Here is a 24,235-nt window from a genome sequence, read left to right on the forward strand (position 1 = left end):
TCGATCAGCCGGACGCGAAGATCGTCTTCTTCTGGCGCTCGATCGAGGACAGCAGACTGTCGACGCCCTTCGGGTCACGGACGAACTTCTGCAGCGCGGGCTGCATCACCGTGGAGGTGAAGTCCGGGCGGGAGTCGCGGTCCATGAACTGGGTCAGGGACTTGGCGCCGGCGATCATGTCGTACGCCTTCTTCTGCAGGGCGGTGTACGAGGAGGTGTCGGCCTTGGTGGAGGCGTGGACCGAGCTCGGGTCGGACTTGAGATAGACGGTCTCGGCCTCCGGAGTGCCCAGGAACTCAAGCAGCTTGACGGCCTCGGCCTTGTTCTTCGGGCTCTTGCTCATCATGAAGCCGTCGGTAGGCGCCTCGACGGTGTCCTGGCCGTACGTCGGGTCGATCTCCGGGAAGGCGAAGAAGTCGAGGTCGTCCAGGGCGGCCTTGTCGGTGAACTGCTGGGCCACGAAGGTGCCGAGCAGATACATGCCGGCCTTCTTCGAGGCGAGCGTCTGGGCCGCGTCCTGCCAGGTGCGGCCGACCGCGCCCTCCTGGTGGTAGGGGAGGATCTCGGTCCACAGGTCGAAGACCTTGCGCACCTTGGCGTCGGTCCAGGAGGCCTTGCCGCCCATCAGGTCGACGTGGAAGTCGTAGCCGTTCTGGCGGAAGTTGATCTGGTCGAAGGTGCCGAGCGCGGGCCAGGCGTCCTTGTCGCCGAAGGCGATCGGGACCAGCTTGTCCTTCTGCATCTGCTTGCACAGCGCGACGAAGTCGTCCCAGGTGGTGGGGACTTCGTAGCCGTTCTCCTTGAAGACGCTCTTCCGGTAGAAGATCGCCCACGGGTACGTGTACAGCGGCACGAAGTAGTACTTGCCGTCCTCGCCCTTGCTGAGCTTGTGCATCGCCTCGGGGAAGTTGTCCCCGATGGTCTTCCACACGTCGTCGATCGGCGTCGCGAGCCCCTTGGCCGCGAAGAACTGCATCCGGTAGCCGGCGAACCAGGTGAACACGTCGTCCGGCGTGCCCTGGAGGTAGGAGTTGATCTGCTCCTGGAAGGTGTTGGAGTCCTTGGTGTTCACGTCGACCGTGATGCCGGACTTCTTCTTGTAGGCCGCGTAGATGTCGGCGAACGCCTTCTTCGGCACCGCGTCGGACGCCTTGGAGCCGAGCGTGACGGTCTTCGGGTCACTGGCCGTGCCGCTGCCGCCGCAGGCGCTGAGCAGGGGGATGCCCGCGCCGAGTACGGCGGCGCCGCCTATGCCGCGCAGCAGGGTGCGGCGGTTCGGCGAGGGCAGTGAGAGACCGGAGGGGGAGAAGTGCTGCATCTACGGCTCCTGATGGCAGGGTTCGATCATGAGGGTGGACGCGTTGAAGTCCGTCGTAATCGATCAGAAATCAACTTGACCGAACACGGTGGCGCAATAACAGCCGTATGTCTGGTCATGCGTCAAGAGATGACGATCGTCGTTTCGGAAACGTGACTGATATCTCGAACCGAGCGCGCAGCGTCTCGGTGATCGAATCCGGGAACGTTCACGGCGCTGCCAGGGCCGGAGACGGAACGGGACTGCCGACTGGTCGGTCGCCTGGTCCGCTATCGGACGAGCACGGTCCTGGTCTCGCTCACCTGGTCGACGTCCGACGTCCGGACGGTCACCTTCATCTCCCACTTCCCGGCGATGGGCAGGTTGAGGAAGCTGTTGCCCCAGTAACCGCCCTTGTCGGCGAGTTCGGCGTCGATGGGGCCGATGTCCTTGGCCGGAAGCGTGAAGGAGACGCGCAGCTCGGGGACGACGGAGACGCCGCCGTCGGGCCCGAAGACGAGGGCCTCGATCGAGTTGTCGCCGACCCGGCCCGGGTCGAGCGTGACCTGCACCTTGCCGTGGCCGCCGGGGGTGCCGACGTCGAAGGGGACGTTGGTGACGGAGGCGCCGACGACCGCGGGCGTACCGGCCGCCGCCTCGGCCTCCGCCCGGCCGGGCAGGGTGCTGCTGAGCAACGTGGTGACCGCGAGGACCACCGCACCGACGGCGACTTCGGCGAGGACGGAGCGGCGCAGGGCGCGGCGGTGCGGATCCGTGGGCGGCGGTACGTCGGCCTGCGGCGGCTCGGGCAGCGGCGGGCCGCCGACGGGCTCGGGCAAGGGCGGGCCGCCGGCCGGCTCGGGCACCTTCTCCCGTACGACCGTCTCCGCGGCCGCGTCGACCGTGGCCAGCCGTGCCGTCCAGCGGCGGGAGGCGGCCGCCGCGCCGAGGAGCAGCACCACGGCGACCAGCTTCAGGGTCAGGAGCCTGCCGTACGTCGTGCCGGTGAGGGCGTCCCAGGAGCCGAGGCCGCGCCAGGACTGGTAGACGCCGGTGACGACGAGGACCGTCACGGATGCGAACGCGAGGCGCGAGAAGCGGGTGACGGCCGCGGGGGTGAGGTGGGCTCGGTACAGGGTGAGGAGCAGGGCCGCGAGGCCGCCCAGCCAGACCGCGGTGGCGAGCAGATGCAGCGCCGAGGAGGTCATCGCCACCGGGACCTGGATGCCCGCGGAGGCGTGCTCGCCGGCGGCCCAGGTCATGGCGAGTCCTACGGCGAGGGCGGCGCCGGTCCAGCCGTAGGGCTTACCGCGCCGGGACAGCCGTACGAGATAGAGGGCGGCCACCAGCAGCAGGGCCAGCCGGGCCAGCAGGACCTCACCAGGGCGGCTGGTCAGGGTGCGGGTGAGGGAGTCGACGCTCAGGGAGCCCAGGGGGCCCTCGCCGGTCTCGTACGGGGCACGCAGCACCAGCAGGGCGACGGTGGCGGCCAGGAGGGTCCACCAGCCGGCCCTGAGCAGCCTGTGCAGGACGGGGGCGTCCGGTGGGCGGCAGACCGCCATGAACGTCGCCGTGCCGATGAGCAGGGCGACGGCGAGGTACGCGAGGTAGCGGGCGATGTTGTAGAGGCTCTTGGTCGCCGGGTCCTCGGTGGGGCCGGTGTCGATACTGGCCGTGGTGAGGGACTGTTTGCCGACGGAGAAGGTGAACGCGCCGGAGACCGGGTGGCTGTCGGCCGACACCACCCGCCAGGCGACGGTGTACGTCCCCTGGGCCAGCTTCGCGGGCAAGGTGACCCGGGCGGTGTCGGCGCCGTCCGAGGCGTGCTCCGGCTCGCCGGTGCGCAGGCGGCGGCCGTCGGGGTCCAGGACGCGGAAGGAGTCGTCCAGCAGTCCGACGGACTCCGTGAAGGTCAGGGTGATGTCACGGGGGGCCGACTTGAGGACGGTTCCGTCCTCGGGGTCGGTGGCGCGGAGGGCGGCGTGCGCGGATGCCGGTCCCGTACCGCCGAGGAGGAACAGGACCAGCAGGGTGCCCAGCAGCACCAACCGTTGAAGTCGCCGTCGCTCGGTAAATCGGCGGCGCGGTCGTCGTCGGTCATCGCACCCCACGTGGGTCACATCTCCGTCGTTGGACTTGAGGCCTCGGGGGTAGGTACGGACGCGAAGCCCTTCGGGCTCAGCGCGTGTCCTGTCTCAATGAAGTCGGGGGCCTGGCAACGGCTGGGCGGCGTCAGTCGTTGAACGCCGCAGCCACGGTATCTCCGAGCTGGTTCAGGACATCCCGTGAGAGCTGCACCGACCCTGTGAACGAGAAAAAGGCGTGGATGGCGCCCATCACCGGGAGGTGTTTGACCGGCACGCCGGCGTTGGCGAGCCTTTGCGCGTACCGATCACCCTGGTCTCGCAGCGGATCGTGTTCGGCGGTGACGATGACGGCGGGAGGCAGACCGGCCAGGTCGTCGGCGCGCGCCGGCGAGACGCGCGGGTCACCGCCTTCGTCGGGCGTGGTGAGGTAAAGGCCCCAGAACCATTCGAGCCAGGAGCGGGTCAGCAGCGGTCCGGCCATGTTCTCGTACATCGAGGGGCTGTCGTCGAACCGGTCGACCGCCGGATACGCCAGGACCTGCAGGGCGATCCGCGGTCCCCCACGTAGCCGGGCTTCCCGCACGAGGGCGGCGGCGAGGTTGCCGCCGGCGCTCTCGCCGAACACCGCGATGTTCTGCCCGTCGCCGCCGAAGCTGTCGGCGTTGGCCGCGACCCAGGTGAGGGCGGCGCAGGCGTCTTCTATCGCCGCCGGGAAGCGGTGCTCCGGGGCAAGCCGGTAGTCGACGGAGACCACGATCGTGCCGGAGCGGTTGGCCATGATGCGGGCGATGTGGTCCTGGCTGTCCAGGTCCCCGAGGACCCACCCGCCGCCGTGGAAGAAGACCGTCACGGGCAACCGCCCGGAGCGCGACACCCCGGCAGGGGTGTAGACGCGGACAGGGACCTCGACGCCTTCGGCGGCGGCCACGGTGTCGTGAACGCTGCTGACCGGCTCGGGGTCACCCGCGAGGGTGGCGAGGCTGCTCGCGAGGGCGCGGTTCTCCCTGACCGTCCGGCTCTCCGGTGCGGGGCCGCCGCCTTCGGCCAACTGCTTGAGCAGGGCGTCGATCTGGGGGTCAAGGGACATGGTGGTCGCCGTCCTGAAGGCTGCCGGAACACGGCAGATTGGAATCACTGCTCCAATTCCTATGCCCTCCAGAGTTGGAATGACAATTCCAACTCTTGGTACGGTGGACGCATGAACTCGCCCGTGGACGTCGAAGAGCCGGAGCGGCGCCGACTCACCAAGCCCGGCCGAAAGACCCGTGACCGCATCATCGAGGCCGCCGCTGAGCTGATGTTCCACCACGGCGTCGGGGGCACGAGCATCCCGGACATCCAGGCAGCCGCCGGAGTCAGCGCCTCGCAGATCTACCACTACTTCGGCGACAAGCGGGGCCTGGTCCTGGCCGTGGTCGACTTCCAGACCGACACCAAGCTCGACCAGCAGCGCCCCCTGCTGGACAACCTGGACAGCATCGACGCGCTGCGGACCTGGTGCGACAAGGCGGCTGACCGGCAGGACGCCATGGGGTGCGTGGGCGGCTGCGAGATCGGCTCGCTCGCCAGCGAACTCGCCGAGACCGACCCCTCGGCCCGCACCGGCCTCTCCGCCTCCTTCGACCGGTGGGAACTCCCCATCAGGTCGGGGCTCGTCCGCATGCAGACCCGCGGCGAGCTGAGCGAGCGCGCCGATGTCGCCGCACTGGCCACCGCCCTGCTGGCCGCCATCCAGGGCGGCATGCTGCTGTCGCAGGTCCGCCGGTCGAGCACCGCGTACCGGCATGCCGTGTCGACGGTGATCGACCACATCGAGAGCTACGTCGTTCCGTAACCGCTCAGTCCGACCGCCGAGGGTTGTCCAACTCGCCGACGGCCTCGGCAATGGCGACCTTGCCCGACAGCTCCCAGCCCACGTAAGCCAGGCGCTCCTCCTGGCCGGGATGGATCGACAGGCGGCGGTGGCGGTCGTCCATCCGCAGATGCACCGTTCCGTCTGCGCCGCGCTCACCGATCTGCAGGCCGAACACCTCGGGGCCGAAAGGGTGGCCACGGGTCGCCGTCCGGCGCTGAATCGCCGGCCCTGGCGGCGCTGTCGTATCCGTTGTGGATGTGGGCCCGCGGGGGCGGTGCACTGTGTGCGGATCAGCGGGCGATCGAGATCGCGAAGGGCGCGAATCCGCTGGAGCGGATGACGTGCGGTACGAAGAGGATCGCGGCCTCCGTGGCGCGGGCGGTCTGGATCCCGCCGAGATCAGTGATCCACTCCTTGCGCCAGCCGAGGTCGATGAGCAGTTCACGGACGGTCTGCTTGGCCTGCGGGTCCTCGCCGGAGAGGAAGACGTCGGGCGCCTGGGTGAGCGTGGCCGGCGCGGTCATCACCGGGAAGAGCATGGTGTTGAGTGTCTTGACGACGCGCGTTTCGGGGAGCGCTTCCTGGAGTTGCTCGGCGAGGCTCGAGCCGGGGTAGATCAGGTCGGCGGGCAGCCCGTCCGGTCCGTCGACGGTGGCGTTGGCGACGTCGACGAGGATCTTGTCGCGCAGTTCCTCGCGCAGGGCGACGAGCAGGTCCAGCGAGCCGGCGCCCGGGGTGGCGTTGATGACGATCCGGGCTGTCCGGGCAGCGTCGGCGGCGGCGCCCGGCGCGCGGTCCGCCACGGTCACCTCATGCCCTGCCCGGATGAGGGCTGTGGCCAGGTTGCCGCCGACGCGGCCGTTTCCGAGAACTGCGATCGTGGTCATGATGATCTGGTCCTTTCCGTGGGTGCAGGTTGTGGTGCGCGGTCAGCGTGAGAGCGTGGCGACGGCCTCGGCGTGGATGCCGGGCGCCGCGGCCAGGAAGCTCTCGCTCTGCGGGGTCCAGGGGCGGCCCTCGGCGTCGGAGATCTGTCCGCCGGCCTCGGTGACGAGCAGCGCCCCGGGCAGCAGGTCCGCGCGGGCGCCGGCGAACTGCCAGAAGGCGTCGATCCGGCCGGCGGCCACGTTCGTCAGGTGCAGGGTCGCGGGCACGGAGGTGCGGACGACGAGCGCGTCGAAGAGCATCGCGCTGATCGAGGAGCCGACGCGCCGCACGACCTTCTCGTCCTCGTCCGGCCGGGCCTGACTGGTGGCCACGATGCCCAGGCCGAGGTCCTCGGTCCGGGAGACGCGCAGCGGCCGGCCGTCGAGGTGGGCGCCCGCACCGGCGAGCGCGGTGTAGGTCTCGCCGGTCAACGGCAAGTGGACCACGGTGAGCACCGGCTGGTTCTCACGCACGAGAGTGGCGGTCACCGCCCAATCCGGCAGCGCGTGCAGGTGGTTGACGTTGCCTTCGGCCGGATCCACGACCCACCACTCGCCGGCCGGCAGCGCCCCGCCGTCCAGCTCGTCCTCCACCCAGCCCGCGTCCGGGCGCAGACGCGTGAGGCGGGGGCGCAGGATGTCGAGGGCCGTGTCGTCGTTGGCGGCGAGCGCGCGCATCAGCTCTTCGCGGGTCTGGTAGCGGACCACCTCGCCGAAGCGCTCGCGCAGCGCCGAACCGGCCGCGCGTACGGCGATCGCGGTCTGGTCGAGCAGGTCGGCGTCGGAGGCGGCGACATCAGTGGTCTGAAGCGTTTCGGACATGGCGGTACTCCCGTATGAGGAAGGGGTGTTGAGACCGTTCGGGTCGAGCTGTGCGTTCCGTCTTGCGCTCTGCTCTCGAAGGTATAGAGCCCCTTCATTAACTTCAAATGCATGTCAAGCACGGCTAGGATTACTCACATGCAATTGGATTTGAACCTGCTCACCGCGCTCGACGCGCTGCTGGAGGAGGGGAGTGTGGCCGGGGCTGCCGCGCGCCTGCACGTCACCGCCCCCGCGATGAGCCGGAGTCTGGGCCGAATCCGGCGCACGACCGGGGATCAGATCCTGGTGCGCACCGGCCGCACGATGACCCCGACGCCGTATGCGATCGCCGTCCGGGAACAGGTGCACGAGCTGCTGCACCAGGTCCAGGGGGTGCTGGCGCCGAGCCGTGAACTCGATCTGGCGACGTTGGAGCGCACTTTCACACTCCGCTGGCACGATTCCCTGGTCGCCTTGAGCGGCCCCGCACTGCTCGCGGCCGTGCGCGGACAGGCGCCGGGCGTGCGATTGCGCTTCGTCGCGGAATCGAGCATCGACACCCCCGAGTTGCGGCGCGGCGAGGTCGACCTGGAGGCGAACGCCAACCGCCCGAGCGCACCGGACATCCGTGCCGAGAGCGTGGGCGAGACTCGCCTCGTCATCGTTGTGAGGCAGGGGCACCCTCTCACCCGCGTCAAGACCGTCACCGCAGAGCGGTACGCCGCCGCTGAGCACGTCACCGTGTCGCGACGTGGAAACCTCAGCAATGCCCTCGACGACGCCCTCGCGCGGCTCGGCCTCACCCGCCGCGTGGTGGCGACCGCGCCCACGGAAGCGGCCGCGCTGGAGTTCGCGCGCGGCTCCGATCTCCTGATCAGCGTCCCCGAAGCCACCACGCGGTCCGCGGTCGCCGACCTCGGCCTGGTCGTGCTCCCCCTCCCGCTCGAACTGCCGTCGGCACCGATATACCTGTCGTGGCATCAGCGCTACGACACCGACCACGCCCACGCCTGGCTGCGCGGGCTGGCGCGAACCGCGCTCGCCGTGCGCGGAGCGTCGTAGTCGGCGCCGTCCGGCCGCTTCACCCCTACGTCCACACGACCACCACGGCGATCTGCTTGAACGTCAGCAGCGGCTTGTCCGTGGGCTTCGACGGCAGTGATGACGGGTGTCCACCGGGAGATGTCCTGGAAGGTCAGGTCCGTGTCGGGGGCGGCCGGCCTAGGGGTGGCGGGCGATCCAGGTGGTGCGTGTCGTGCGGACGCTCAGGTCACCGCGGCGCGCGATGCCGAGCGGGTGGGTCTCGTCCAAGAGGGCGTCGAGGGCGGCCAGGTCATCCGCTTCCAGCGCGTCGTCGGCGTGGGAGCGCAGCTTGGTGAGACAGACCTGCGCGTAGCGGCCCAACGCCGGACCGGCCTGGAAGGCGGTGAGGCGGATCTCGAAGGGGCGGCGCGCGTCCACGGTGAAGCCGGCGTCCATGAGCGTCCGGTCCCATTCGTGCGGCGGCTCGGTGTTCGTCACGGCGTGCAGCCGTGCCTCCAGCCCAGGGCGGCCGACGCCGGCGTCCTCGGGCAGGAAGCGCGGGAAGAAGTCCATCTCGCTGACCGCGAGCAGACCGCCCGGCCGCAGCTGCCCGTACGCCTGAGCCAGCGTCCGGGCCGGATCGCTCAGGTGGTGCAGGAAGGCAGCGGCCCACATCAGGTCGTACGGCTCCCCTGTGCCGGACAGGGGCCATGGCTCGTCCAGGTTCGCCTCCAGCGTGCGGATACGTCCTGCGACGCCGTGCGCGGCTGCCTGCTTCCGCAGCCGGTGCAGCATCTGGGGCGAGATGTCCGCCGCCGTCACCGACGCGGCGGGGAACCGGTCGGCGAGCGCGAGACTGCCGGTGCCGGGACCACTGCCCACGTCCATGATCCGCGCCGGGACGGAGTCGGCGAGATGCGCGATCCAGTCGGTCAGTTCCGTGAGGTACGGCTTGAGGACCTCGGCGTCCAGCTCCAGCAGCTCCGCCATCGCTACGTCGAAACCGCTCGCACGCTCGTGCCCGATATGACCGTGAGTGGTGTGGTGGGTACTCATACGCCGACGTTACGACGATCGTTGCCAGCAGGTCATACACTCTTGCCGGTGAAGCAAGAATCGACTCTCGACGCCATCGTCAGGATGCGGATCCGGTCCCTGCGCAAAGCACGCGGCTGGTCACTGGACAACCTCGCCGAACGCGCCGGCATCAGCCCGTCCCAGCTCAGCCGGATCGAGACCGGGCACCGCCGCATCAGCCTTGACCAGCTCACCGCCATCGCGAGCGCCCTGGGCAAGTCCCTCGACCAGCTCGTCGAATCCCCCGACGACTCCGATGTCGTCATCCGTCCCGACCGCGACGAGGACCGGGGCCTGACCACCTGGCTCCTCAGTGGCGACAACGGCCCCCAGGGCCTGACCGTCGCCAAGATGCGCATCACCGACCCGGCGGGCGCCGTCGCGCCGGACGACCTCGGAGTCCACCCGGGCCGGGACTGGTTCACCGTGCTGTCCGGCACGGTCGTCCTCTACCTCGGCGAACGCGTCCTTCGCGTCGAGGCCGGACAGGCCGCCTCCTTCTCCACCATGACCCCCCACGCCCTGCGCGCCGACCGCGGGCCCGCCGAGGTCCTGTGCATCCTCGACCACAACGGCGAACGCAACCACCTCCACGCGAGCCCGTGACCATCGCGATCGCCAACGCCCGGGACGCCACGGTTCTCATAGATGACCAGATGCGAGAGTTCTGCGAACCCCCTCCGGGCGATCACGTTTCCGCAGCTAGCCGCTCGCAGAACCCCTGTCAGAACCAAGGTGTTCTGCGAAGCACTTCTGAGGGACTGCCGCCATGAATTCGACGCCTGATCAAGCTGCGAACGCGGTGGAACGCCACGACTGCCCCAAGTGCGAAGCCCCCGCCGGGAGTCCGTGTCGCACCCGCTCGCGCTGAGCCGGCGAGTGCCGCTTCGGGTCGAACTCCGGCCGGGGAACGGCCCCGTCGGGAGCGTCAGAAGGCAGGCCATGCAGAACTTCCAAGATGTGCCCCTCCTACCAACGGGCCTGCTCAGCCGCCGACTCAGAGAACTCCGAGATCCGCGCCGTCGGCGGAACCCGCCGCCCCAACCCGCTCACCGAGCACCTCCACCAGCCATGCGCACGACCGTGCGCTGCCCCAGCAACTCGACCGACAGATCGACGGCGGCCAGCTCCTGAAGCCAGAGCAGATGGAACAGGGCGGGCAGCATCGCGAGCCGATCCCCGGCCGCATCAGCCCCGGCCGGCAGTGGACCCGGCGCTGCAAAGATCTCCCTCAGCCGGTCCGCAGCCGTGCCGTGCCGTGCCGTGCCGTGCCGTGCCGGCAACGCGGATGTCTGTAGCGCGACAGCGACCGGACATTCCCAAGTAGGCCAGGGCGCGGCCGGTGCCGCAGCCGATCTCCAGCACGCTGCGGGGAGCGCCGAGCAGTTCGGGGCCAGGGCCGTGTCCGGCGTACTGCGTCCAGCCACGCCTATCTATGGGCCGGCGCCAAAGAGCGCTTCGACAACGAGGCCCTACGACGACCTCCGCATCCGGAGCCCCCGCCCCCGCCCGCCCCCAACGACCCCGCAGGAGAACGCCTACTCCAGCGCTACCGGGGAGGTGGCAGCAGAGTTCCCGGCATCCGATCTGCCGCCGCTGGAGACGGCGTACTGGCTCGTCAAGCCGAGCTCGCTCGTTCGCGGCACATGGGACCACGCGAAGGAAGGCGCGGCCTGGCTCGGGGAACGGCTTGCCGAGCACGCGCATCGATTCGCGTACGAGCACGACCGTGACACCAGCCGCCTGCGCCGACTGGCCGATTCCGCCGCCGAACGACTCGCCACGGGAGCCGACGTGTCGTACGGCTTCTATCTCGAACGCCCCGCATATCTGTCGCTGGTCATGGTGACGTGCTCCCCGAACCGCTCGATGCCCGACCAGTCCTGTCCCCTCCAGTAATCGGGCGCCGATCACCACCCCGCCCGCGCAGACACCCCGCCATCCACCACCAGATCGTGCCCCGTCACCCACGACGCGAGCCCCGACGCCAGGAACACGCACGCGTCCCCCACGTCCTCCGCGCGCCCCAGCCTCCCCGCCGGCACCGCCCGCTCCCACCTCCGCACCCCCTCCGGCCACGCCTCCTCCAGGCCCTCCCGGTGGATCAGACCGGGCGAGACGGAGTTGACGCGGATGCCGAAGGGGCCGTACTCCAACGCCGCCGAGCGGGCGTGCATCCGGACCGCCGCCTTAGCCGCCGCGTAGTGCGCGTGCTCCGGCGCCGGCCGGCTCGCCTCGATCGACGCGATGTGGGTCACCGAACCGCCCCCACCCTGACCCCGCATGACCTCCGCCGCCGCCTGCGTACACGCGAACACGCTCGTCAGGTTGGCGTCCACGACCGCCCGCCACTCCGCCGCCGACATCCCGGCCAGCTCCCGCGTCGGCTGCACCCCCGCGTTGTTGACCAGCGCCGTCAACCGCCCGCCACCCCACTCGGCGGCCTCGCCGACCACCCGTCGGCACGCGTCCTCGTCCGTCAGGTCGGCCCGCAGGACGACGGCCCGGCCGCCCGACTCCCGGATCCGGGACGCCACTTCACCCGCCGCCTCCACCGCCGTACGGCAATGCAGCGCGACCGCCGCCCCCTCCTCGGCGAACCTCGTCGCGATCCCGCGTCCGATGCCGCCGCCCGCGCCCGTGACAAGGGCGACCTGTCCTTCGAGGAGTCCGCTGAGTCCGCTCATGGGCGGCACAGTGCCGCGATCCGCGCCGCCTCGGTGGGATAGCTCGCCGACAGGTGCGCCAAGTCGCCGTGCTCATAGCTCTCGTAGGTGAAACCGGGCGCCATCGTGCAGCCGAAGAAGGCCCAGGAACCGCCCGCCGCCACAACCGCGCCCATCCAGGTCCCGGCCGGGACGGTGAACTGGATGTGCTGGCCGCGCCGTATGTCGGGGCCGAGCACGACGGTGCGGGACGTGCCGTCGGGAGCGAGGAGCAGCATCTCCAGGGGATCGCCCAGGTAGAAGTGCCAGACCTCGTCGGACGGCAGGCGGTGCAGGGCCGAGTAGTCGTCCGCGGTGAGCAGGACGACTATCGCGGTGCCCTGCGGCCGCCCGTCGGACCGCTCGGGCCCCGCCCAGGTCTGCCGGAACAGCCCGCCCTCCAGCGGGATCGGTTCCAGGGAGTAGTGCGCGACGAGCTCTTCCGGAGTCACGCCCGGAAGGCTACCCCCGGCTCAGGAAGGCGAGTTGGGCCTTCTTCTCCGGGATGTACACGTCCGGCAGGTCCACCTCCGGCAGCACGACCACGGGCCCGGCCGTGAATCCCTGCCTGAGGAAGCGGGCGACGGCCTTCTCGTTCCGTACGTCCGGGTCGACGACCACCCGCCGGCGGTCCAGGGTGCCGAAGACGTACGTCGCTACGACCGTCAGCAGCGCCGAGGTCCAGCCGGGCCGCGCGCCCTCGGCGCCGGCGGGGGCGAGCAGCAGGTGGACGCCGATGTCGCCGGGGAGGACGTCGTAGACCTCGCCGACGCGGTCCGCCTCCGGCTCGTAGGTCTGGAGGACGGCGACCGGGTCGGCGTCCCGTTCGACCAGGAAGGCGTGGTGAGTGTCGAGGCCGGCCATGTGGGCGTAGATCTCGGACACCTGGTCCCTGGTCAGGCCGTTCATGCCCCAGAAGGAGGCCCGTTCCTGGCTGACCCAGCCGTGGACGACCCCGGCGTCGGCCTCCGGGTCAAGGGGGCGGATGCGGACGGTGCCAATCCCATCGACATCTTGCTCGTGGACCGTTGCGGACAGCTCAGGCATCGGATGCGGATTCCCTCTCGAACTTGGTGAAATCGGTGACGACCGGGACCAGGTCTCCCCCCAGCCACAGGGGGAGTTGGTCGCGGTGGTGGGGTGAACCGGGGATGCCGGAGGCCCCCCGCGGGACCACCCAGCGGCTGGCCTCGCGGTCCGCCAGGTCCCAGATGTAGCGGGCGGCGGGGCCGCGCGCGCTCAGGTCGGTGAGGCCGGGGACGGATGACGTGCAGAGCACGCAGTCGTGGTCGCCGGAGAGGCCGGGTTCGGCGTACGACGAGTCGGGGAGGGCACGCCAGGGGGCGAGGCGGTGGGTGTCGCCCCAGCTGCCGGACGGCGGCTCCGCGGCCACCTCCTCGACCGCCGACCGCACCGCCTCCGCGCGGTCGATGCCGTACAACTCCTCGGCACGCAGGAGGTGTTCGAGGGCGAAGCCGACGCGCGGGAGCAGGGCCAGCCAGGGGAGGAGGACCTCGGGGTAGGCGGGCGGGGCGGTCAGCGCGGCGAAGGCCGGGTGCGCGGCGAGTCGGCGTACGACGGCACTGCGCACCGCCGCGTACACCGCCGCGGCCTCGCTGTCCGCGTCCATGTGGCGGTCCCAGGCAAGGAGCGCCTGCCGGATGCGGGCGGCCTCGGGAGTGAGTACGTCGAGGGTGCTCAGCAGCTCCAACAGAGGTTCCGCAGAGGCCAGTTGGGTGTCCATGTGGATCGCCGGCATGTCGGCGGCCGACCAGCGGGCCTTCTCGCCCAGCAGGGCCGTGATGCGGTCGGCGCGGTGCGGCGGGGCGAACTCGATGCCGAGCGGGGCGGCGACGCCGCGCTGGTTGGCCATGGCGGCGACGCCGTCGGTGAGCCCGCCGCGCGGCGTCTCGTGCCAGCCGTTCCAGTCGTGGCCGGGTTCCCAGGCGGGCACCAGCCGGATGCCGTTGGCCTCGGACCGCACCGGCACCTTCCCGGCCACGCGGTGCAGCAGACCGCCCTCGGTGTCGGCGGCCTGGACGACATTGACGGGCTCGGCCCACAGGTCCACGGCACGGTCGACGTCCGCGACGTGGCGGGCGCGCAGAAGGGGGAGGAGGGCGCTGAAGCCGAGGTCGGACGTGACACGGGGTGGGTAGCGGAGGGCTACGGCGAGGGGCGGGGCGGGGTCGCCCAGCGAGTCGGGGAAACCTTCCTGCAAGCCATCGGCCAACCCCTCGGAGCCCCCGGACAGCCCCTCGGACCCGTCAGGCAACCCCTCCGGCCCCCCGATCACCACCGGCCCCCGCGCCGTCTCGATCAGCTCGACCTCGACCGGCTCCTCCCCCGCGACCTCCACGAGCTCCGTGTGCCGGGCGGCCCGTCGCCACACCCCGTCCGGGTCCAGCGCCTCCACGCCCGCCCCGGTGCGCCGCAACCGCTCCCGGTACAGGTCCTGGTAGTCGGCCATGGCGTTGGTGATGGCCCAGGCGACCGTGCCGGTGTGGCCGAAGTGGGCGATGCCGGGGACGCCGGGGACGGCGAGGCCGATGACGTCGAACTCGGGGCAGGAGAGGTGGATCTGCTGGTAGACGCCGGGCTCTTCGATGAAGCGGTGCGGGTCCCCGGCGATGATCGCCTGCCCCGTGACGGTCCGCTCGCCGCTCACCAGCCAGCCGTTGCTGCCGGAGGTGCCCGGCCCGTCGGCGGCGAACAGCCCGACCGCGTCGGCCCCGAGATGCCGTACGACCTGCTCGCGCCAGAGCTTGGCCGGGAAGCCCGCGAACAGGATGTGGATGCCGAGCCAGACGCCGAGCGGGGTCCAGGGCTCCCAGCGGCCGGGGGCGAGCCCGGTCCGCGCGAACTCCGGCGTACGGCGGGCGCCTTCGTCCAGCCCCTCGTTGACCCCGTCGACGTACGCCCGCACCCACTCAGCCGTCTCCGGGTCCCGTCTCTCCAACTCGGCGAAGCAGCGTCTCGCCGTGTCGTCGAGGCGGGTCCGTCTGACGAACCGGTCCCAGGGCAGGGACTCGGCACCGAGGAAGGACGCGGAGGTGCCCTGCGACCGGTGTCGTTCGACCTCCAGTTGCCAGGCCCGGTCGAGGGCGGTGACACGGCCCTGTGCGCGGGCGAGTTCTCTCACCCCGTCCGCGCGGAGATGCGGTATGCCCCAGGCATCGCGGAAGATCTCGCCGGTCACCTGTGCCCCTCCTTTGCTTTAGGTTAGGCTTCCCTAAGTTATTCGTGCGGGAATGGTACTTGAAGGGTGAAGAGCTCATGGGGCAGGGGCACGGCTGGGAGGGAACGGTCCTGAAGCTGCTGCGCGCGAAGGACTTCGCGTTCACGGTGACGGGGGCCGAGGATGTCACCGAGCAGTACCGCCGCGTCCATCTCACGGACGGCGGGATGCTGGCGGCGACCGGCGTCCACCCCACCATGTGGGTCCGGCTGTGGTTCGACAACGGGGGCAAGCCCCACCAGCGCGCCTACACCCTGGTCGACCCGGACCCGGCGGCCGGCACCTTCAGCCTGGAGTTCGCGCTGCACGAGGGCTGCGCCAGCGACTGGGCACGCTCGGCGAAGCCCGGCGACACCATCGAGGCGACCGTCCACGGCACGGGGTTCACCGACCCCGACCCGGCCCCCTCGCACGTCTTCGCCATCGCCGACACCGCCTCCCTGCCCGCCCTCAACTCCCTCCTCGACACCCTGGACTCGGCCCCGGCGACGGTGTGGTTCGAGGGGGAGCGCGACGGCCTGCCCTTCCGCACGGCCGAGTCCCGCCACGACGTGCGGACGCTGCCGAGGCAGGACGCCGGGGCCCACCTGGTCGCCCAGGTGAAGGAGACCCTGCCCGACCTGCTCAAGGGCGCCCCGGACCCGTACGTCTGGATCGCCTGCGACACGGCGACGACCCGCACCCTCACCGCGTACGTCCGCAAGGAGCTGGGACTGCCGAAGCAACGGGTGAACGCGCTCGGGTACTGGCGCCCCTGACCGGGCAGGGGTGCGAACCCCTTGCGCGCCCCTGCCCCCGCCCCTGCCCCCCGCGCGCGTCCGTGCGGCGCGCGCGGCATCATCGGGGTCATGGACGTCACCCTGCATCTCGCCCAGGACCCCGAGGCCGACGAACTCCTCGGCCGCAGCCCGCTCGCCGCGCTCGTCGGCATGCTGCTGGACCAGCAGGTTCCGATGGAGTGGGCGTTCAAGGGGCCCCGTACGATCGCGGACCGGCTCGGCGCGGACGACCTGGACGCGCACGACATCGCCGCCCAGGACCCGGACGCGTTCGTGGCCCTGCTGTCCGAGAAGCCGGCCGTGCACCGCTATCCGGGCTCCATGGCCAAGCGGATCCAGCAGCTGTGCCAGTACCTCGTCGAGCGCTACGACGGTGACGCCGAGCTCGTCTGGAAGGGCGTCGAGGACGGGCGCGAGCTGCTGCGCCGCCTGGAGGACCTGCCCGGGTTCGGCAAGCAGAAGGCGCAGATCTTCCTGGCGCTGCTGGGCAAGCAGCTGGGTGTGCACCCCGAGGGCTGGCAGGAGGCCGCGGGCGCGTACGGCGAGTCGGAGTCCTTCCGGTCCGTCGCCGACATCACCGGCCCCGAGTCGCTGACCAAGGTGCGCGCGCACAAGCAGGAGATGAAGGCGGCGGCCAAGGCGGCGAAGGCGCGCAAGTAGCGCCGCCGGCGTCAGCCGAGTGGCCCGCCCCGAATGGCGGGCCGGGCGGCCTCGTTCCCAGCATGGAGCATGACCGAGGCACCGAGCGGCTCCCCCTATGGCCGGGACTACGACGACCGCCGGATCCACTCCGGCCACGCAGGGCCGGTGACGTCCCATGAGCCCGAGCCGCCCTTCGAGGGCCCCCTGCACGCTCTGTCCCGCGCCGCCTGGCAGGTCGTCCTCGTCACCGGCGTCGCCTCCCTGGTGCTGGGCGTCGTCGTCCTGGTCTGGCCGGACGCCTCGCTCCGGGTCGCCGGCGTCCTCTTCGGCCTCTACCTCCTGACCAGCGGCATCTTCCAGCTGGTCGCCGCCTTCGGCACCCACCGGACGACCTCACTGCGGGTGCTGGCCTTCATCAGCGGCGCCCTGTCGATCCTGCTCGGCCTGATCTGCTTCCGCGGCGCCATGCAGTCGATCCTGCTGCTCGCCCTGTGGATCGGCATCGGCTGGCTCATCCGCGGCGTCACCCAGACCCTGGCCGCCGCCTCCGACCAGTCCGTGCCGGCCCGCGGCTGGCAGGTCCTGCTCGGGGTCGTCACCTTCCTCGCCGGGATCGTGCTGATCGTCTCCCCGGTCGAGTCGATCACCGTGCTGATGGTGCTCGGCGGGTGCTGGCTGGTGGCGGTCGGCCTCGTCGAGATCGTCACCGCGCTGCGGCTGCGGGGGACGGCCCGTCAGGTTCCGCGCGAACTGTGACACGCACAGTGATACCCACCCCTGCCCGCTACGCCGTGCGGGCGGTTCTGCCCCCGGACGGGATGAACGCCGTACGGCATCCGGGGAGATGACCTTCCGTGAGTACCGCGAGTACCGCACGATGCCGCTCGCGCAGCCGCGCCGGGCTGCGGGTCCTCGTACTGCTGCTCGCCCTGCTCGTGCCCGGCGCACACGCCCAGGCCCACACCCTGCCCACGGTGGCCGGGGCCGCCGCCGAGGTCGCCGAGCACGACATCCTCGACACGGCCCTGCGGCCACCGGCCCGCGCCGACCGGCGCCATGCCGTACGGACGCGTCCGGCCCCGCCGCTCCAGCAGGCGCCCGGCGCCGCACCGGGCCCCCGGCCCACCGCGCCGACCGGACCCCCGTACGTCCCGCACATCCTGCGCACCGTGGTCCTGCGTTGCTGACAGACCCCGCGACGAGGTCAGTCAGGACGACACAAGGAGCACAGTCATGCCCACCGATCCGTACGCGGTCCTGCGCGCCCTGCTGCGCGCCGAGGCCGTACGCAACGCGCCGAAACCGCAGGCGAAGAAGAACGAGCCGCAGCATCCCCCGAAGGTCCGGGAGCGCGGCTGACGCGGCCGCGGCGGAGGCGGGCTTCTCCGGGTCACCGCCTCCGCCGCGCCGTACCGAAGACCGACCGGGTGATCTCCCGCCCGATCTGCGTCCCGATCGACCGAGCCAGGGACTTGAACATGCCGCTCCCGACGACCTGCTCGACGACGGAGGGCTGCTCCTGGTGCCGGGCCCTGCTCTCCCCGGCCCCGGCCCCGGCCGCCTCGCGGATCTCGTCCGGGCCTTTCCCTCCGCGCACCTCGTCCGGACCTTTCCCTCCGCGCACCTCGTCCGGGCCCTTCCCTCCGCGCGACGCCTGGAGCTTCTCGTACGCCGACTCCCTGTCCACAGCCTGTGCATATCGCCCGTACAGCGCGGACTCCGTCACCGCCCGCTCCAGCGCGCCCGCCTCGATCGGACCCATCAGCGACTGCGGGGCCCGCAGCCGGGTCGCGGCGACCGGCGTCGGGGCGCCCTTCTCGCTCAGGACGGTCACCACGGCCTCGCCGGTGCCGAGGCCGGTGAGGAGTTCCTCCAGGTCGTACGCCGAATTGGGGAACGTCTTCACCGTGGCCCTGAGCGCCTTCTGATCGTCGGGGGTGAAGGCGCGCAGCGCGTGCTGGACGCGGTTGCCGAGCTGGCCGAGCACCTCGGCGGGCACGTCCTTCGGCGTCTGCGTCACGAAGAAGACGCCGACCCCTTTCGAGCGAATCAGCCGCACGGTCTGCGTGATCGCGTCCAGGAACGCCTCGGAGGCGTCGTCGAACAGCAGATGCGCCTCGTCGAAGAAGAACACGAGCTTCGGCCGGTCCGCGTCCCCGACCTCGGGCAGATCGTGGAAGAGGTCGGCGAGCAGCCACATCAGGAACGTCGAGAACAGCTGCGGCCGGTCCTGTACGGCGGACAGTTCGAGGACCGAGACCACGCCCCGCCCGTCCGGCGCCGTCCGCAGGAACTCACCCGTGTCGAACTCCGGCTCCCCGAAGAAGTCCGCCATGCCCTGCGCCTCGAAAGCGGTGAGGGAGCGCAGGATCACCCCGGCCGTGGCGGTCGAGAGCCCGCCGATGTTCTTCAGCTCGCCCTTGCCCTCCTCCGAGGTCAGGAAGGCGACGACGGCCCTGAGGTCCTTGAGGTCGACCAGCTCCAGGCCCTTGGTGTCGGCGTAGTGGAAGATCAGGCCGAGGGACTGCTCCTGGGTCCGGTTGAGCCGGAGGACCTTGGACAGCAGCACCGGGCCGAAGCTGGTGATCGTGGCGCGCACGGGGATGCCGCGGCCGATGCCGCCCAGCGCGTGGAACTCGGCGGGGAAGCCGGTCGCCGTCCACTGCTGGTGCACCTCGGCGGAGCGGGAGCGGACCTTGTCGTTCGGCCGGCCCGGCGCCGCGACCCCGGCGAGGTCGCCCTTCACGTCCGCCAGGAACACCGGCACGCCCTGCGCCGACAGCTGCTCGGCGATCAGCTGGAGCGTCTTGGTCTTGCCGGTGCCGGTGGCGCCCGCGACCAGACCGTGCCGGTTGAGCATGGGCAACGGCACGCGGATCTGCGCGTCCGGCAGGCACCGGCCGTCCCAGAGCAGGGCGCCGAGGTCCAGGGCGGGCCCGGTGAAGGCGTAGCCGGCGGCGATCTCCAGGGCCTCCCGCGGGAGGGCCGGGGCACCGCCCGGCGCCTCGGGAGCGGCGGCCCGGGGCGCGGCCGTGGCCCCGGCCTTGGGCGTGCTCCTGCGATCGCTCATGTCAGCCCTCCGCACGCTCGTGCTCCGACGGGTCCGATCCACCGCCCGCCGACAACCGGACGGGCCTCCTCCCCCGATCCGGTCCGATGTTCGACCCGGCGTTCGACCCGACCTCGGCCGCCACCTCGGCCGCCACCTCGGCTTCCGTACGGGGCCATTCCGGCTTCCGATCCGGCCGTCATTCCCTCGGCGTTTGCCTGTTCATACCGGTTTGACCCATCTTTTCCAGCGTCGCACTCCGCCGCCATGGCTGCGCCCGGAACGTCTTGACCGGTAGGCTTTCCGTGTGATCTTCAAGCGCATCGGAAACGGCCGGCCGTACCCCGACCACGGCCGGGAAAGCACCCGGCAGTGGGCGGACGTCGCGCCGCGCCCGGTCCGCCTCGATCAGCTCGTGACGACCAAGGGCCAGCTCGATCTGGAAACCCTGCTCGCCGAGGACTCGACGTTCTACGGCGACCTCTTCGCGCACGTCGTGAAGTGGCAGGGCGACCTGTATCTGGAGGACGGCCTGCACCGCGCGGTGCGCGCGGCGCTCCAGCAGCGCCAGGTGCTGCACGCGAGAGTCCTGGAACTGGACTGAAGTCCGGGCTGACCCCCCGGCCGACTCCAGACTGACCCCCGGCACACTCCGGACCGCACCCGGGCTGACACGCCCGGGCGTCACCCTTGCCCATTTCGGGTTGGTCCGAACGGCGGCATGGATTGATCATCTAGTAGGCATTGCCGCCCGGGCGCACTACGCTGCGCCCATGAGCATGCTGACTCCCTCCGGCATGGGCGGCCAGTACCGCATCCGGGGGGACAAGTACCCACGGATGCGGCCTCGTCGGCGGCGCGGCAGACTCGTCGTTCTCGCCGTCGCCTCGGTAGCCGCGCTCGGCATGGTCGGCTGGGGAACGCTCCAGCTCATCGACGTCTTCACGGGCGGCGGCGGAGAGGCCTCGGCGGCCGGCCCGAAGTCCGACTGCGGGACCCGGGCGACCCCGTCGCCCTCCGCGACCGCGCCGCTGCCCAAGCCGGGCGGCATCACCGTCAACGTGCTCAACGCCACCACCCGCAGCGGGCTCGCCAAGCAGACCGCGGACGAGCTGAAGAAGCGCGGCTTCAAGATCGGCGACGTGGGCAACGCGCCCAAGACCTACGACAAGAAGGTCAAGGGCACCGGGATACTGCTCGGCCCCGCCGCGTCCCTGAACACCTCGCTGCCGGTCCTGGCCACCCAGCTCACGACGGCTGAGAGCCGCACCGACACCCGCAAGGGCGCGACGGTGGACCTGATCATCGGCGACCGCTTCAAGCAGCTCACGAAGAAGCCGGACGCCGACAAGGCCTTGACCGCACTGGTCCAGCCGAAGCCGACGACCAGCGCTTCCAAGAAGAGCTGCTGAAGCCCCCTCAGGGGCGCGGGGAACCGCGCGACCAGCCACAACGGACCAGCAGACGCCGTACGACCGCGCCCCCACGGCGAAGAGGCGAACCGTCGCCTACTCAGCCGCGCCGTACAGACGATCGCCCGCGTCGCCGAGCCCCGGCACGATGTACCCGTGCTCATTGAGGTGGTCGTCGACCGCGGCCGTCACCACCGTCACCGGCGTCCCCGCCAGCTCCCGCTCCATGAGCTCCACGCCCTCGGGCGCGGCGAGAAGCACGACGGCGGTCACGTCGTCGGCCCCCCGCTTGATGAGCTCCTGGATCGCCGCGACCAGCGTGCCGCCGGTGGCCAGCATGGGGTCCAGGACGTACACCTGCCGCCCGGAGAGGTCCTCCGGCATGCGCGTGGCGTACGTGGAGGCCTGGAGGGTCTCCTCGTCGCGCACCATGCCCATGAAGCCCACCTCGGCGGTCGGCAGCAGCCGGACCATGCCGTCCAGCATGCCGAGCCCGGCGCGCAGGATCGGCACCACCAGCGGGCGCGGGTAGGAGAGCTTGACACCGGTGGTGGCGGTGACCGGGGTCGTGATGTCGACCGCTTCGGTCCGCACGTCCCGCGTGGCCTCGTAGGCGAGCAGGGTGACCAGTTCGTCGGCGAGCCGACGGAAGGTCGGGGAGTCGGTGCGCTGGTCGCGCAGCGTGGTGAGCTTGTGGGCGACCAGCGGGTGGTCGACGACGTGGAGACGCATGTCCACAACATTAGCCGGGCCGGGTATGCCCGGCGTCCCCACGCGCGGCAAGCGCCGCGCCGTCACATCACCCGTGCGCTGGCATCAAACCGCCCATCGGAGGGAAAGTGGGAGGGACGTAGCGGGGGTGGTGAGCAGATGCCTGATCCTGAGTCCCCGGAGCGTCCCACGCAGGACACGCCGGAGGAGAGCGTCGCCGCGCGCCGGCGGCGCCGGGCCCAGTTCCTGCGGGAGCTCGCCGAGGCCCGCGAACTGCGGGACCGCGTCCAGCCGCGGCGCGCCAAGGCGGCGCGACTGCGACACGCGATGCGTATGCGAACGTTCCGCTGGTAGGGCGAGCTTGGGGGAAGATCGGTTGCCCCCGGGGCGTTGAGCGAAGGGCGTGCGTGGACACCTGCAAAAGCCGCGTACGATCCCGACGTGGCGGCAACGAGTGCGCTGGTGAGTCCTTTACGGGCGTGCTCGCGGAACCCCTCGGGCCAACGCGATCAAAACTGCCGGACACAGGGAGCCGAAGACGTCCCCTGAACGCCTCGTTTCTGCCACGATTCCGAGTGGGTGGGCTCGGAGCACAGCTCTCCCCGCCCCCAACCTCCGCCGGGGGGACCCCCAACCGGCACGCCTATGACCAGTGGGAGAGTCACGGTGTACTTCGCCGCACTGCTCGCGCGCACCGAAGACGGGTGGGAAGCGAGCGACACAGAGCTCGACGATGTGGAGACCCTGTCGGATCTGGCCGAACTGGCCCGTGAAGCCTCGCCGGAGGACGACACGGTGCTGGTGCTCATCGAGCAGGAGGACGCCTGGTTCGGTGTCGTCCGGATCGACGGCGAGGACGACCCTCGTATCTACGTCTCGGACGCCGCCGCCGCTGCCCGCAGCAGTTACGGCGAGATCCTGCTCACCGACGAACTGCTCGGAAGGGAGCCCGACGACGACGCCGACCTGGACTCCCTGGACCTCGACGGCACCGAGGAGCCGGACGGCGACTCGGATGACGACGACGAGGACGGCGGCGGCGCCGAGGCGGTCCCGCACAGCCCCGTCGGCGACAGCGAGATCCTCGACGACCTCGGCGTCGGCGAGAAGGAGCTGAAGTCCCTGGACGCCGAGGACGCGCTCAGCGCGATCGCCGAGGCGCTGGGCGCTTCGGAGGTCCTGGAGACCGTCCGCTGACCTCGTCCGACCAGGGGGCGGCGCCCGAGGTGCCCTCGGGACCCGACCCCGTACGCGACCGCTGGCGAGCCGCGATGCGGCTCGCCTTGGACGAGGCCGAACTGGCCGTCCGGGGCGGGGACGTCCCCGTCGGCGCGGTCGTGCTGTCCGCGGACGGTACGACCGTGCTGGGCGCCGGCCACAACGAGCGCGAGGCGACCGGCGACCCGACCGCGCACGCCGAGTTGCTGGCGATCCGCCGGGCCGCGGCCGAGGTCGGACAGTGGCGGCTGTCCGGGTGCACTCTCGTCGTCACGCTGGAGCCCTGCACGATGTGCGCGGGCGCGCTCGTGCAGTCGCGGGTGGACCGGGTCGTCTACGGCGCCCGGGACGAGAAGGCGGGCGCGGCCGGCTCCCTCTGGGACGTCGTACGCGACCGCAGGCTCAACCACCGGCCCGAGGTGATCGAGGGCGTCCTGGCCGACGAGTGCGCCCGGCTCCTGACGGACTTCTTCCGGTCCCGGTGAGGCCGGTACGGGAGCTGAGCATCGCGAATACCGATTTCAGAGCACGGCCCGGCTTGCTGTAATGTCTCCCTCGGTAGCGTGTCCGAGCGGCCGAAGGAGCTCGCCTCGAAAGCGAGTGTGGCGCAAGTCACCGAGGGTTCAAATCCCTCCGCTACCGCTGATGAGGGGCCCCGTCCTAGGACGGGGCCCCTCGTGCTGTTGATCTCTTGTCGGGCGCGAAGGTTACACTCACCGCCGGTAACACGGGCCCCTTTCGGCTCTTTCGGCTCATTCGGCACGGCAGACATGGCAGTCACAGCACAGCAGCCACAGGGGAGGCCGCGATGGCGGTGAATTCCAAGAAGATCGCCATCTATGTGCTCGCGGTCTTCGTGCTCTACGTGATCATCACGGACCCGGCCAAGGCGGCGGACTACGTCCAGGTAGGGTTCGAGGGCATTTCGGACGCCGCCAAGGCCATCGGCGACTTCATGACGTGGATCGCCAACGGCGGCGACAGCTAGGGAGTACTCATGATCCGCCACCTGGTCCTCTTCAAGCTCAACGAGGGCGTCGAGCGTGACGACCCGCGTGTCGTGGAGGGTGAGAAGGCCTTCCGCTCGCTGGAGGGCAGCATCCCCGAGATCCGGCACTGGGAGCTCGGCTGGAACTTCAGCGACCGCCCCATCGCCTACGACTTCGCGATCAACTCCGCCTTCGAGGACACGACCGCCCTGCGCACCTACGCGGAGCACCCCGAGCACCAGGCGGGCGTCGCTCTGTGGCGGGAGTTCGCCACCTGGGTGATCGCCGACTACGAATTCTGAGCCCCGCCGCTCCCCGAGCAACCCGAAGCCCTCCGCCGGAACAGCGGGGGGCTTTCGCGTGTCTTACGCACCCTTCCATCCCCAACACGGGATTATGCGGTACTTGAACACAATGAACTGT

Annotated in this window: 29 protein-coding genes, 1 tRNA gene and 2 pseudogenes; 17 read left to right on the forward strand and 15 right to left on the reverse strand. The window is 70.8% G+C overall.

Translation table 11 applies throughout. The features are described 5' to 3' along the window. Positions 1-4: 4 nt before the first annotated feature. The 3 genes from OG254_RS23875 to OG254_RS23885 all read right to left on the reverse strand — a co-directional run bounded on the left by OG254_RS23875 (position 5) and on the right by OG254_RS23885 (position 4,471). The gene (locus tag OG254_RS23875; RefSeq protein WP_405585164.1) at positions 5-1,318 is read right to left on the reverse strand and encodes an ABC transporter substrate-binding protein; all 1,314 of its coding nucleotides are present in this window, start codon (positions 1,316-1,318) and stop codon (positions 5-7) included. A gap of 269 nt (positions 1,319-1,587) precedes the next feature. Next, positions 1,588-3,342, reverse strand: a complete 1,755-nt coding sequence (locus tag OG254_RS23880; protein ID WP_405585166.1) for a copper resistance CopC/CopD family protein — start codon at positions 3,340-3,342, stop codon at positions 1,588-1,590. 187 nt (positions 3,343-3,529) lie between these two features. Next, a complete protein-coding gene (locus OG254_RS23885) occupies positions 3,530-4,471 on the reverse strand; it encodes an alpha/beta hydrolase (protein WP_405585169.1) in 942 nt (313 codons plus the stop codon). A gap of 111 nt (positions 4,472-4,582) precedes the next feature. Here OG254_RS23885 and OG254_RS23890 point away from each other — a divergent pair, with 111 nt between their 5' ends. After that, the gene (locus tag OG254_RS23890) at positions 4,583-5,218 is read left to right on the forward strand and encodes a TetR/AcrR family transcriptional regulator (protein WP_405585172.1); all 636 of its coding nucleotides are present in this window, start codon (positions 4,583-4,585) and stop codon (positions 5,216-5,218) included. Between the two features lie 4 nt (positions 5,219-5,222). Here the strand turns inward: OG254_RS23890 and OG254_RS23895 are convergent, their stop codons facing one another. From OG254_RS23895 to OG254_RS23905, 3 genes are all read right to left on the reverse strand, one after another. Further along, positions 5,223-5,414, reverse strand: a complete 192-nt coding sequence (locus tag OG254_RS23895) for a hypothetical protein (protein WP_405585175.1) — start codon at positions 5,412-5,414, stop codon at positions 5,223-5,225. A 115-nt stretch (positions 5,415-5,529) separates the two neighbouring features. Continuing rightward, positions 5,530-6,126: an NADPH-dependent F420 reductase gene (locus OG254_RS23900; RefSeq protein ID WP_405585178.1), complete on the reverse strand. Its 597-nt coding sequence runs from the start codon at positions 6,124-6,126 to the stop codon at positions 5,530-5,532. 42 nt (positions 6,127-6,168) lie between these two features. Further along, entirely contained in the window at positions 6,169-6,987 is an 819-nt protein-coding gene (locus OG254_RS23905) for a 3'(2'),5'-bisphosphate nucleotidase CysQ (RefSeq protein ID WP_405585180.1), read from the reverse strand. 138 nt (positions 6,988-7,125) lie between these two features. On the opposite strand from OG254_RS23905, the gene OG254_RS23910 reads away from it, so the two are divergent. Next, the gene (locus OG254_RS23910) at positions 7,126-8,031 is read left to right on the forward strand and encodes a LysR family transcriptional regulator (protein ID WP_405585183.1); all 906 of its coding nucleotides are present in this window, start codon (positions 7,126-7,128) and stop codon (positions 8,029-8,031) included. 159 nt (positions 8,032-8,190) lie between these two features. Here the strand turns inward: OG254_RS23910 and OG254_RS23915 are convergent, their stop codons facing one another. Then, positions 8,191-9,048, reverse strand: a complete 858-nt coding sequence (locus OG254_RS23915; RefSeq protein WP_405585186.1) for a class I SAM-dependent methyltransferase — start codon at positions 9,046-9,048, stop codon at positions 8,191-8,193. Positions 9,049-9,132: 84 nt separating this feature from the next. Here OG254_RS23915 and OG254_RS23920 point away from each other — a divergent pair, with 84 nt between their 5' ends. Continuing rightward, positions 9,133-9,675, forward strand: coding sequence for a helix-turn-helix domain-containing protein (locus OG254_RS23920; protein WP_405595145.1), 543 nt, complete (start codon positions 9,133-9,135; stop codon positions 9,673-9,675). 443 nt (positions 9,676-10,118) lie between these two features. Here the strand turns inward: OG254_RS23920 and OG254_RS23925 are convergent, their stop codons facing one another. Both OG254_RS23925 and OG254_RS23930 read right to left on the reverse strand, forming a co-directional pair. Next, on the reverse strand, positions 10,119-10,352 hold the full coding sequence (locus OG254_RS23925; protein ID WP_405585189.1) for a hypothetical protein: 234 nt from the start codon (positions 10,350-10,352) through the stop codon (positions 10,119-10,121). A 30-nt stretch (positions 10,353-10,382) separates the two neighbouring features. Then, a pseudogene (locus OG254_RS23930) lies at positions 10,383-10,599 on the reverse strand (hypothetical protein); the annotation flags it as partial. Here OG254_RS23930 and OG254_RS23935 point away from each other — a divergent pair. Further along, positions 10,494-10,968: pseudogene (locus OG254_RS23935) on the forward strand (hypothetical protein); the annotation flags it as partial. The pseudogenes OG254_RS23930 and OG254_RS23935 overlap by 106 nt on opposite strands. Positions 10,969-10,979: 11 nt before the next feature. On the opposite strand, the gene OG254_RS23940 reads toward OG254_RS23935, so the two are convergent. The 4 genes from OG254_RS23940 to OG254_RS23955 are packed head-to-tail and all read right to left on the reverse strand — an operon-like array spanning position 10,980 to position 14,973. Then, positions 10,980-11,756 (reverse strand): SDR family NAD(P)-dependent oxidoreductase, encoded by a 777-nt coding sequence (locus OG254_RS23940; protein ID WP_405585191.1) that lies wholly within the window; start codon positions 11,754-11,756, stop codon positions 10,980-10,982. Next, positions 11,753-12,226: a cupin domain-containing protein gene (locus OG254_RS23945; protein WP_405585192.1), complete on the reverse strand. Its 474-nt coding sequence runs from the start codon at positions 12,224-12,226 to the stop codon at positions 11,753-11,755. The genes OG254_RS23940 and OG254_RS23945 overlap by 4 nt, the downstream gene beginning before the upstream one ends. Positions 12,227-12,236: 10 nt before the next feature. Further along, positions 12,237-12,821 (reverse strand): GNAT family N-acetyltransferase, encoded by a 585-nt coding sequence (locus OG254_RS23950; protein ID WP_405585194.1) that lies wholly within the window; start codon positions 12,819-12,821, stop codon positions 12,237-12,239. Continuing rightward, entirely contained in the window at positions 12,814-14,973 is a 2,160-nt protein-coding gene (locus OG254_RS23955) for a penicillin acylase family protein (protein ID WP_405585197.1), read from the reverse strand. The genes OG254_RS23950 and OG254_RS23955 overlap by 8 nt, the downstream gene beginning before the upstream one ends. Before the next feature lie 77 nt (positions 14,974-15,050). On the opposite strand from OG254_RS23955, the gene OG254_RS23960 reads away from it, so the two are divergent. The 5 genes from OG254_RS23960 to OG254_RS23980 all read left to right on the forward strand — a co-directional run bounded on the left by OG254_RS23960 (position 15,051) and on the right by OG254_RS23980 (position 17,792). Next, positions 15,051-15,770, forward strand: a complete 720-nt coding sequence (locus tag OG254_RS23960) for a siderophore-interacting protein (RefSeq protein WP_351195842.1) — start codon at positions 15,051-15,053, stop codon at positions 15,768-15,770. Positions 15,771-15,860: 90 nt separating this feature from the next. After that, entirely contained in the window at positions 15,861-16,451 is a 591-nt protein-coding gene (locus OG254_RS23965) for an HhH-GPD-type base excision DNA repair protein (protein WP_405585200.1), read from the forward strand. 69 nt (positions 16,452-16,520) lie between these two features. Further along, positions 16,521-17,189, forward strand: coding sequence for an HdeD family acid-resistance protein (locus tag OG254_RS23970; RefSeq protein WP_405585203.1), 669 nt, complete (start codon positions 16,521-16,523; stop codon positions 17,187-17,189). A gap of 98 nt (positions 17,190-17,287) precedes the next feature. Further along, positions 17,288-17,620 (forward strand): hypothetical protein, encoded by a 333-nt coding sequence (locus tag OG254_RS23975; protein WP_405585206.1) that lies wholly within the window; start codon positions 17,288-17,290, stop codon positions 17,618-17,620. Between the two features lie 46 nt (positions 17,621-17,666). Then, positions 17,667-17,792 (forward strand): hypothetical protein, encoded by a 126-nt coding sequence (locus tag OG254_RS23980; RefSeq protein WP_405585209.1) that lies wholly within the window; start codon positions 17,667-17,669, stop codon positions 17,790-17,792. A gap of 31 nt (positions 17,793-17,823) precedes the next feature. On the opposite strand, the gene OG254_RS23985 is transcribed toward OG254_RS23980, so the two are convergent. Further along, positions 17,824-19,503 carry a helicase HerA-like domain-containing protein gene (locus OG254_RS23985; protein ID WP_405585212.1) on the reverse strand — a complete coding sequence of 560 codons (1,680 nt, stop codon included), beginning with the start codon at positions 19,501-19,503 and terminating at the stop codon, positions 17,824-17,826. A gap of 286 nt (positions 19,504-19,789) precedes the next feature. Here OG254_RS23985 and OG254_RS23990 point away from each other — a divergent pair, with 286 nt between their 5' ends. After that, positions 19,790-20,086: a type II toxin-antitoxin system VapB family antitoxin gene (locus OG254_RS23990; RefSeq protein WP_003999914.1), complete on the forward strand. Its 297-nt coding sequence runs from the start codon at positions 19,790-19,792 to the stop codon at positions 20,084-20,086. A 193-nt stretch (positions 20,087-20,279) separates the two neighbouring features. Then, positions 20,280-20,894, forward strand: a complete 615-nt coding sequence (locus OG254_RS23995; protein ID WP_405595147.1) for a LytR C-terminal domain-containing protein — start codon at positions 20,280-20,282, stop codon at positions 20,892-20,894. A 96-nt stretch (positions 20,895-20,990) separates the two neighbouring features. Here the strand turns inward: OG254_RS23995 and upp are convergent, their stop codons facing one another. Further along, positions 20,991-21,626 carry a uracil phosphoribosyltransferase gene (gene upp / locus OG254_RS24000; RefSeq protein WP_148000227.1) on the reverse strand — a complete coding sequence of 212 codons (636 nt, stop codon included), beginning with the start codon at positions 21,624-21,626 and terminating at the stop codon, positions 20,991-20,993. 138 nt (positions 21,627-21,764) lie between these two features. On the opposite strand from upp, the gene OG254_RS24005 reads away from it, so the two are divergent. The 6 genes from OG254_RS24005 (at position 21,765) to OG254_RS24030 (ending at position 24,114) form a co-directional block, all read left to right on the forward strand. Next, positions 21,765-21,959: a hypothetical protein gene (locus OG254_RS24005; protein WP_148000228.1), complete on the forward strand. Its 195-nt coding sequence runs from the start codon at positions 21,765-21,767 to the stop codon at positions 21,957-21,959. 312 nt (positions 21,960-22,271) lie between these two features. Then, positions 22,272-22,802, forward strand: a complete 531-nt coding sequence (locus OG254_RS24010) for a hypothetical protein (protein ID WP_405595149.1) — start codon at positions 22,272-22,274, stop codon at positions 22,800-22,802. Positions 22,803-22,876: 74 nt separating this feature from the next. After that, positions 22,877-23,308, forward strand: coding sequence for a tRNA adenosine(34) deaminase TadA (gene tadA, locus OG254_RS24015; protein WP_405595151.1), 432 nt, complete (start codon positions 22,877-22,879; stop codon positions 23,306-23,308). A gap of 72 nt (positions 23,309-23,380) precedes the next feature. Further along, positions 23,381-23,465: transfer RNA gene (locus OG254_RS24020), tRNA-Ser, on the forward strand. Between the two features lie 166 nt (positions 23,466-23,631). After that, positions 23,632-23,811 carry a hypothetical protein gene (locus tag OG254_RS24025; RefSeq protein ID WP_148000229.1) on the forward strand — a complete coding sequence of 60 codons (180 nt, stop codon included), beginning with the start codon at positions 23,632-23,634 and terminating at the stop codon, positions 23,809-23,811. 9 nt (positions 23,812-23,820) lie between these two features. Beyond that, complete coding sequence (locus OG254_RS24030; RefSeq protein ID WP_405585217.1) at positions 23,821-24,114, forward strand: Dabb family protein; 294 nt, start codon at positions 23,821-23,823, stop codon at positions 24,112-24,114. The last annotated feature ends 121 nt before the right edge of the window (positions 24,115-24,235 follow it).

Origin of the sequence: Streptomyces sp. NBC_01092 (genome assembly GCF_045039535.1) — a bacterium.
Lineage (GTDB): Bacteria > Actinomycetota > Actinomycetes > Streptomycetales > Streptomycetaceae > Streptomyces.